The organism is Achromobacter xylosoxidans, from assembly GCF_002192695.1.
Classification (GTDB): domain Bacteria; phylum Pseudomonadota; class Gammaproteobacteria; order Burkholderiales; family Burkholderiaceae_B; genus Achromobacter; species Achromobacter xylosoxidans_C.
The window spans coordinates 26,136-33,545 of record NZ_MTLG01000107.1; the positions used below are offsets into that span (position 1 = coordinate 26,136).

Here is a 7,410-nt window from a genome sequence, read left to right on the forward strand (position 1 = left end):
TTCATTGTCATCTTCCACGCCCCGGATCCTGCATCGGGATCTTGCGTACCTGGCCTATGGCACAGCCTGAGGGTTGCCGTGCTACGCTTTTCGCATGCGATTCGACCTTACCGATCTGCGGCTGTTCCTCAACGTGCAGGAAACCGGCTCCATCACCGCAGGGGCCAGGCGCAGCCATATGACGCTGGCGTCGGCCAGCGAACGCATCCGTGGCATGGAGGACACGCTGGGCGTGCCGTTGCTGCTGCGCGAGCCGCGCGGGGTCGAGCCCACGCCCGCGGGCCGCACGCTGGCCCACCACGCAAGGGTGGTGCTGGCGCAGATGGACCGTATGCGCGGCGAACTGGACCATTACGGCCTGGGGCTGAAGGGCCTGGTGCGCGTGCTGTGCAATACCACGGCATTGAGCGAATACCTGCCGCCGGTGCTGGGCGCGTTTCTCAAGGACCATCCCCGCGTTTCGGTGGACCTGGAGGAACGCCTGAGCCACGAGATTGCCGACGCGTTGCGGGCAGGCACTTGCGATATCGGCGTGCTGGCCGATACGGCCGACCTGCACGGCCTGCGCACGCAGGTCTTCCGCCACGATCCCCTGACGCTGATCGTGCCGCCGGACCACGCGCTGGCCGGCCGCCAGGCGGTGCTGCTGGCCGACGTGGCCGACCAGGAATTCGTCGGGCTGGTCGAAGGCAGCGCCTTGCAGGAACACATCGCGCATCATGCGCGCCGCGGCGGCAAGGCCCTGTCGTACCGCGTGCGGCTGCGCAGCTTCGACGCCGTGTGCCGGATGGTGGGGCAGGGCGTGGGCATCGCCATCGTGCCGCGCGTGGCGGCGGCGCGCTACGGCCGGGCCGCGGGCGTGCGGCGCGTGGCGTTGGCCGACGACTGGGCCAGGCGCGACCTGGTCCTGTGCGTGCGCGATACGCTGCCGGCCTATGCGGCGGCGCTGGTGGAATATGCGTTGCGGAACGCGCCTGCGCGATAGGACGCTAGGGGCGCGCGAACAACCGGCGCCAGCCCAGGGCGGGGCGGTCGAACCAGGAACCCGACGCGACCGCGCCCAGGATGAGCAGGCCGTAGACGCACATCGCCAGCGCGGCGATGGCGAAGAACAGGCCCAGCGATCCCGTCAGGCGCAAGGCGATGGCGCCGGCGCCGATGCCGAGCAGCAGGCGCAGGAACCCCGCGATCAGCGGCCATTTCAGGCGGCCGGCGCCTTGCGAGGCGAAGTACATGGAAAATCCCAGCGCAAAGAAGCCATAGACCGGGCCGACGGTGCGCAGGTAGCTGGCGCCGGCCTCCAGCATATGGTCCTGCGCGCCGAACAGGCGCAGCCAGGCTTCGGGAAAGAACGCGGCCGCCAGTCCGATGGTTTCGGCCAGCACGAAGGCCATGGCGCCGCCGGTCAGGGCGATGCGCTGCGCGCGTTCGGGCTGGCCCGCGCCGATGTTGGATCCCACCATCGCCACCATGGGCGCGCCCAGTCCGAAGGCTATGGGCATCAGCAGGTACTCCAGCCGCACGGCGATGCCGTAGCCTGCGACCGCCGCAGTGCCGGCGTAGGCGCCGACCAATGCCGCCGTCAGCGCCACCAGGGCATTGGTCAGGAACGGGTTGATGGTGGCCAGCGCGCCCACGCTGAGGATGTTGCGCATCAGGCTCGGATACAGGCGGCTGGGCACCAGCCGCGCGGCATTGCGTCCGCTGGCGCAGTACAGGCTCAGGATCAGCGCGCCCAGGGCGTAGTAGATCACCAGGGCCCAACCGCCGCCGGCCACGCCCAGCGCGGGAAAAGGCCCCCAGCCGAAGATCAGGCAGGGCGACAGCGGGATCAGGAGCAGGGCGCCGCCGCAGATCACCGCGCCGGGCACCAGCATGTTGCCGGTGCCGCGGATGGCGCTGGCGAAGGCGTTCATCAGCCACATCAGGACGATGCCGCCGAAGATGACGTCGGAGTAGGCCAGGGCTGCCTCGAGCGCCTCGCCCTCGGCGCCCAGCTTGCGGTAGAGCCACGGACCGCCCAGCAGCAGCAGCGCGCAAAAGGCCAGGCCCAGCAGGCCGTTGAGCACCACGGCGTGCAGCACCAGCTGGTCTGCCTCGCGCTGCCGGCCGCCGCCCAGCGACCTGGCCACCGCGGCCGAGATGCCGCCGCCCATCGCGCCCTGCGACATGTTCTGCATCAGCATCAGCACCGGCACCACCAGCGCCACGCCCGCCAGCACCGGCGTGCCCAGGCGCGCCAGGAACCAGGTCTCGATCAGGCCGGTGGAGGACTGCGCCAGCATCATCAGGATGTTGGGCCATGCCAGGCGCGCCAACGTGGGCGCGATGGGCGCATGCAGCATGGCCTGCAGACGCGCGTTGGCGGGACGGGGCGGCAAAGGCGCGGACATAGGAAGGAACCCGTGGATGGCGTCCGGATATTTACGTGCATATGCCACTAAAAGTCAAGATTGGGCTAGACTTGGAACCCAAGCCGGCGGTAGCGTTGAATCCTCCGCCTTCCCCACTTTTTGCGCCTGTCATGTCCGACGAACAGCCCTCCGCTCCAGCCGCCGCCATCACGCCCGATCCGCTCGTCTGCAACGGCGCGGCGCTGCGCAAGGCGACCCGGCGCGTATCGCAGCTGTACGACACGGTGCTGGCGCCTTGCGGCCTGAAGGTCTCGCAGCATTCCATCCTGGTGCACATCGCGCGCGCGGGCTCGCCGTCCATGACGGACCTGGCGCGCATCATGGTGCTGGACCGGTCGGCGCTGGCGCACAACCTCAAGCCGCTGGAGCGCGACGGCTATGTGCAGATGTCGCGCGATCCCCTGGACGGGCGTAGCCGCCGGGTGGCGCTGACGGACGCGGGACGCGCCAAGCTGGCGGAGTCCAAGCGGCTGTGGAAAGACGCGCAGCGCCGCTTCGAGGCGGCCTATGGCGCCGAGCGCGCGGCCGCGTTGCGGCGCTCGCTGGCGGACATTTTTTCCGACGAGTTCGCGTTGGCGTTCAGCCGCGGCTAGGACCCGTATGGGCATCTGCGGCAGGGGCTGCGGGCCCGGCGCGTAGCGGCTTGCCGCGCGAACGGACCCCCGACCAACCCAGCACCAGCACCGCGCCCAGCACGCAAGCCATGCCGGCCAGCTGCGCGGGAGCCAGGGACTCGCCCAGCAGTCCGGCGGCCAGCGCCACCGCCGATACCGGCGCCAGCGCGGTGAACAAGGCGGCTTCGGCGCCGTTGACGCGGGCCGCGCCCGCATACCAGAGCAGGAAGCCGCCCACGGTGGGCACCAGCGCGTAGTAGGCCACCGCAGCCACCGCCGACCCGGGCAAATCCAGGTTCCAGGGCGCTTCCGCCACGCTCGCCACGGCCGAGAACGCCAGGCCGAAGCCCGTCATCAGCGTCGATAGCGCCAGCGGCCCCACCGGCTGTCGCAGCCGCTTGTTCAACAGAATGAATAGTCCTTCGCACAGCACCGCGCCCAGGATCAGCGCGTTGCCCGCCAGCGAGCGCGCGCCGCCGGCGCCGGCCGAATGGCGCATCATCAGCCAGACGCCGAAGGCTGCCGCGATGATGGCGGCGAGCGTCGCCTTGCCCGGGCGTTCGCCCAGCAGCACGATGGCGATGGCGGCCGAAACCAGGGGCAAGGTGCCCAGGATGATGCCGCCGTCCACTGCCGACGCGCGTTGCAGGCCCGCGATCAGCAGCGCGGTGTAGCCGACGCTGCCCGCGATGGCCTGGACGGCCAGCAGCAGCCAGTCGCGCCGCTCCAGCCGCGGCAGGCGCGCGCCGGTCAACGCCATCAGCAGCGCGAAGCAGGGCAGGGCGATGGCGAAGCGCAAGGCCGTCGCGGTGAAGGGCGGCAAGCCCGTGCCGATGATCTTGCTGGCGGCCACCGTGCTGCCTACCAGCGCCATGGCGGCCGCCAGATAGCAGTAGCCCCGCATGCGATTGTTCATGACCCGATCCGCGCCTTAGTGAGAGCAAGGCGCACAGGCTAAGCGTCCGGGCGCGGCCGGGTCTTGAACGAAATTGCGGGGATCAGCCGGCGGCCAGCGCGTAGCGCCGCGGCGATACGCCGTAGGCGCGCACGAACAGCCGGGTCATGTGGCTCTGGTCGGCAAAGCCGACCGCGGCCGCGGCATCGGCCAGCGCCGAGCCCTGCCGGATCAGGCTGCGCGCCAGCAGCAGGCGCCGCTGCACCTGGTAGGCGTGGGGCGTGAGGCCGGTGTCGCGGGCGAAGGCCCGCAGCACCTGGTAGCGGCTCAGGCCGCTGGCGGCGGCCAGGTCGGCCAGGGACAGCGCGGCCGCCGGGTCGTCGTCGATCAGCGCGCGGGCATGGCGGATGGCACCGGGCGCCGCGCGCGCAGGCAGGGCCAGGCGCTCGGCGTCGCGGTCGCGCGCCTGCGCCAGGATGCGCAGCAGCAGCGCCTCGCAGGCCAGCGGCGCCGCGCCGGCGGTGGCCTGGGCATACAGCGCCAGCACGTCGCGGGCCAGCGCCGGGCGGTCCTGCGCGGGGTGTTCGAATTCGTAGGCCTGTCCGCTTGCGCCCAGCTCGGCCGCGGCCTGCGCCACGACCTCGGGGTCCAGGTACAGCATTTGCCAGGCGCGCCCGCCGTCGCCGATGGGGGCGCCGTCATGCACTTCGCCGGGGTTCACCGTAATGACGTGCCCGGGGCCGGCCTCGACCTGGCCGCGGCCGCTGTGCGAAACCTGGGCGCCCTGGCGCATGACGCCGATGCCGAACTGCTCATGCGTGTGGCGCGCGAACGCATGCCGGCTGTGTGCGGCCACGGCCTGCACGCCGGCGAGGGCGCTGCGTTGCATGACGAACTGGCCTGAATTCATGGGGGGTAAGGGAGCTAGGAGCTTGCGGGCAGTATCGCCCGCCCGCCCCGGCGCGATCAAGGGGCCGGCGGCCCCGCGCTCAGGCTATTGCAGCCCGTTCCAGCGCGCCACCGCGGGTTCGGCCGCGGCCCACTTCCACTGGCCGCCCGGCTGCTGGCAGATCATGCTGACGTAGGCAGGCGCGGGCGCGTCCTTCTGCTCCACCGTGAACAGCACTTCGCGGCAATGGGTCAAGGGCGTGGCGATGTCGCGCACCACCTGGATGCCGCCGCGCTCGTTGCCTATGGACAGCGGTTGGCGGATTTCCCATTGCCGCACCTGGCCGATGGGGAGGGCGCCCGCCGCGTTGGCCATGACGTTCTGCTGGTCGTTCTTCCATTCGCGCAGCACGTACTTCACCGTGGCGTCCACTGCCGCCTGCACCGTGACGCCGATGGCATAGCCCGCGACCGGATTGGCGGTGGCCGCGCCGCTGACGGTGCCGACCACGGCGCCTGCCGCGCCGCCGATGGAGGAGCTCTGGCAGCCGGCCAGGCCCAGGCAGGCGGCCAGCGCCAGCAGGCTTGCGGCGCGCCTCACTGCAGCGAGCCCCAGCGGGCCGTGGCGGGCTCGGCGTTGGCCCAGCGCCAGTGCTCGCCGTCGCGGCATACAGTGGTGACGTAGAACTCGCGTTGCAGATCGGCGCCAGCCTTGTCGGCCGGCGTGACGATGGAGAAGAGCACTTCCTTGCATTCCAGGTTCACGCCGCCGATCAGCCGGCTGACGGTGACCTCGCCCCGCGCGTCGCTTTCGATGGGCAACTGATGCTTGACCTGCCAATTGGCCACTTTGCCGACCGCCAGCGGGCCGGCGGCCATGGCGATGGCGTCCTGCTCTTCGCCGCGGGTCTTGCGCTGGGCGTAGGCCAGCGCAGCCTTGGCGCCGGCCTGCACGCCCAGGCCGATGCCGGTGGCGACGGTGGCGTTGTCAGTGACCTTGTTGGCGATGGCGGTGCCGGCGATACCGGCCGCGGCGCCCGTGCCTTCGTTCAGCAGCGAATTGCAGCCGGACAATCCGGCTAGCGTGGCGAAGGTGAGGAGGGCGATCGCGCCGCGGCCCGGGTTGATAGGCGGAAGTGTGAACAAACTGCGTGCCCTCCTGCTTGTTGCTTGGCGCGGGAAGTATAGGAGGGCGCGCCGCCGCGGCGCGAGCGTATTTGCATTTGTTGGCAATTTTCCTGCCGCGCGGCTCAGGCGGGCGGGCGTGCGCCCTTGGTGTAGGCCTCGCGCAGCGCGGCGGCGAACAGCGCGTCGACATTGCGGCGCAGACCGTCGGCGCGGGTGAACAGCGCGATCGGCGGCAGGGTCCAGTCGAAGGAATAGGGCACGATGGCCGCGCCGGCGATGCGCACCAGCTCGTCGGCGATGTCAGCGGGCAGGATGGCGACGGCGCGGTCGCTGGCCACGATCATTTCGCCGATCAGCTTGGACGAATCGCTCTGCACCGATGGCGTGGGGGGAGCCAATCCGGCGCGCAGGAAGATCTCGGACACCTGTTCGCGGATCGGGCTGTCGGGCGTGCCCAGGATCCAGTCCAGATCGGCCAGCCGGTTCCATTCCAGGCGCGAGCGGCCCAGGCGGGCAGCCAGGCGCCGGCTGGCGATCAGGCGTGGCTGCTGGTGGTACAGCACCTCGAAGCCCAGATTGTCCATGTCCACCGACGGCGTGGCCCAACCCACCACCAGATCCAGCGTGTGGTCGCGCAGCTGCCGCAGCAGCGCCGGCCCCTGGCCTTCGTGGATGGTGGCGGTGATGCGGCGGCCCTGGGGCAGGGTGCGGCTGATGGCGGACGACAGCATCTGTCCAGACACGAATGGGATGACGCCGATGTGCAGATGGGCGGCATGGCCCGCCGCCACGGCCTCCATTTCCTGGACCAGGTGCCCCAGGTCGTGGACCAGGGCGCGGGCCCGCGCCAGCACCACCGCGCCCAGGGGCGTGGGCGTCATGCCGCGCACCGAGCGTTCGAACAGCGGCACGTCGAACATGCTTTCCAGTTCGGCCAGGGCATTGGTGACGGCCGGCTGGCTGGTGGCCATGTGCTCGGCCACCCGGGTCAGCGAGCCGTGCTGCTCGATCTGCAGCAGCAGCACCAGGTGGCGCATCTTCAGCCGCGAGGTCAGTTTCCGGATAACGAGGTCCGGATCAAAGGCTGTCATAGGCGGTACATAAGGTAAAGATTATGGAACGATATCAAAGTTGAATGATCTGCTTATGTATTGGAGCCTAGAATTTTTCCTATATCAAGACTAGGAGGCTCTGCCCCATGAATACGCAATCGGACCGCCAGGCCGCCCTGGACTATCACGAGTTCCCCACCCCGGGGAAGATCTCCGTCGTGGCGTCCAAGCCGCTGGTCAACCAGCGCGACCTGGCCCTGGCGTATTCGCCCGGCGTGGCGGCGGCCTGTGAAGAAATCGTGGCCGATCCGGCCAATGTGTACCGGTACACCGGCCGCGGCAACCTGGTGGGCGTGATCACCAACGGCACTGCGGTGCTGGGCCTGGGCAACATCGGCGCGCTGGCCTCCAAGCCGGTG

8 protein-coding genes and 1 pseudogene are annotated in these 7,410 nt (G+C 70.2%); 3 read left to right on the plus strand and 6 right to left on the minus strand.

The genetic code is table 11. The annotated features are described in order from the left end of the window. Positions 1–94 precede the first annotated feature (94 nt). Positions 95–985 (plus strand): LysR family transcriptional regulator, encoded by an 891-nt coding sequence (locus BRO63_RS25320; protein ID WP_088142434.1) that lies wholly within the window; start codon positions 95–97, stop codon positions 983–985. A gap of 4 nt (positions 986–989) precedes the next feature. Here BRO63_RS25320 and BRO63_RS25325 read toward each other — a convergent pair whose 3' ends face one another. After that, entirely contained in the window at positions 990–2,393 is a 1,404-nt protein-coding gene (locus BRO63_RS25325) for an MATE family efflux transporter (protein WP_088142435.1), read from the minus strand. A gap of 131 nt (positions 2,394–2,524) precedes the next feature. Between BRO63_RS25325 and BRO63_RS25330 the strand changes: the two genes are divergently transcribed. Continuing rightward, the gene (locus BRO63_RS25330) at positions 2,525–3,007 is read left to right on the plus strand and encodes a MarR family winged helix-turn-helix transcriptional regulator (RefSeq protein ID WP_088142436.1); all 483 of its coding nucleotides are present in this window, start codon (positions 2,525–2,527) and stop codon (positions 3,005–3,007) included. Here the strand turns inward: BRO63_RS25330 and BRO63_RS25335 are convergent. The 5 genes from BRO63_RS25335 to BRO63_RS25355 all read right to left on the minus strand — a co-directional run bounded on the left by BRO63_RS25335 (position 2,994) and on the right by BRO63_RS25355 (position 7,030). Next, on the minus strand, positions 2,994–3,944 hold the full coding sequence (locus tag BRO63_RS25335; RefSeq protein ID WP_088142437.1) for a DMT family transporter: 951 nt from the start codon (positions 3,942–3,944) through the stop codon (positions 2,994–2,996). The genes BRO63_RS25330 and BRO63_RS25335 overlap by 14 nt on opposite strands. A gap of 82 nt (positions 3,945–4,026) precedes the next feature. Then, on the minus strand, positions 4,027–4,833 hold the full coding sequence (locus tag BRO63_RS25340; protein WP_088142438.1) for an AraC family transcriptional regulator: 807 nt from the start codon (positions 4,831–4,833) through the stop codon (positions 4,027–4,029). A gap of 84 nt (positions 4,834–4,917) precedes the next feature. Beyond that, a complete protein-coding gene (locus BRO63_RS25345; protein WP_088142439.1) occupies positions 4,918–5,412 on the minus strand; it encodes a hypothetical protein in 495 nt (164 codons plus the stop codon). Continuing rightward, positions 5,409–5,939 carry a hypothetical protein gene (locus BRO63_RS25350; protein WP_373557798.1) on the minus strand — a complete coding sequence of 177 codons (531 nt, stop codon included), beginning with the start codon at positions 5,937–5,939 and terminating at the stop codon, positions 5,409–5,411. Before BRO63_RS25350 ends, BRO63_RS25345 begins: the two co-directional genes overlap by 4 nt. A gap of 122 nt (positions 5,940–6,061) precedes the next feature. After that, the gene (locus tag BRO63_RS25355; protein WP_059378848.1) at positions 6,062–7,030 is read right to left on the minus strand and encodes a LysR substrate-binding domain-containing protein; all 969 of its coding nucleotides are present in this window, start codon (positions 7,028–7,030) and stop codon (positions 6,062–6,064) included. 107 nt (positions 7,031–7,137) lie between these two features. Between BRO63_RS25355 and BRO63_RS25360 the strand changes: the two are divergent. Continuing rightward, positions 7,138–7,410 (plus strand): annotated as a pseudogene (locus tag BRO63_RS25360) (NADP-dependent malic enzyme); the annotation flags it as partial.

Bases quoted from the DNA above. Each gene is read 5' to 3' on its own strand.
- BRO63_RS25335 (WP_088142437.1), bottom strand. From the start codon at position 3,944: ATGAACAATCGCATGCGGGGCTACTGCTATCTGGCGGCCGCCATGGCG.
- BRO63_RS25355 (WP_059378848.1), bottom strand. From the start codon at position 7,030: ATGACAGCCTTTGATCCGGACCTCGTTATCCGGAAACTGACCTCGCGG.
- BRO63_RS25320 (WP_088142434.1), top strand. From the start codon at position 95: ATGCGATTCGACCTTACCGATCTGCGGCTGTTCCTCAACGTGCAGGAA.
- BRO63_RS25330 (WP_088142436.1), top strand. From the start codon at position 2,525: ATGTCCGACGAACAGCCCTCCGCTCCAGCCGCCGCCATCACGCCCGAT.
- BRO63_RS25325 (WP_088142435.1), bottom strand. From the start codon at position 2,393: ATGTCCGCGCCTTTGCCGCCCCGTCCCGCCAACGCGCGTCTGCAGGCC.
- BRO63_RS25340 (WP_088142438.1), bottom strand. From the start codon at position 4,833: ATGAATTCAGGCCAGTTCGTCATGCAACGCAGCGCCCTCGCCGGCGTG.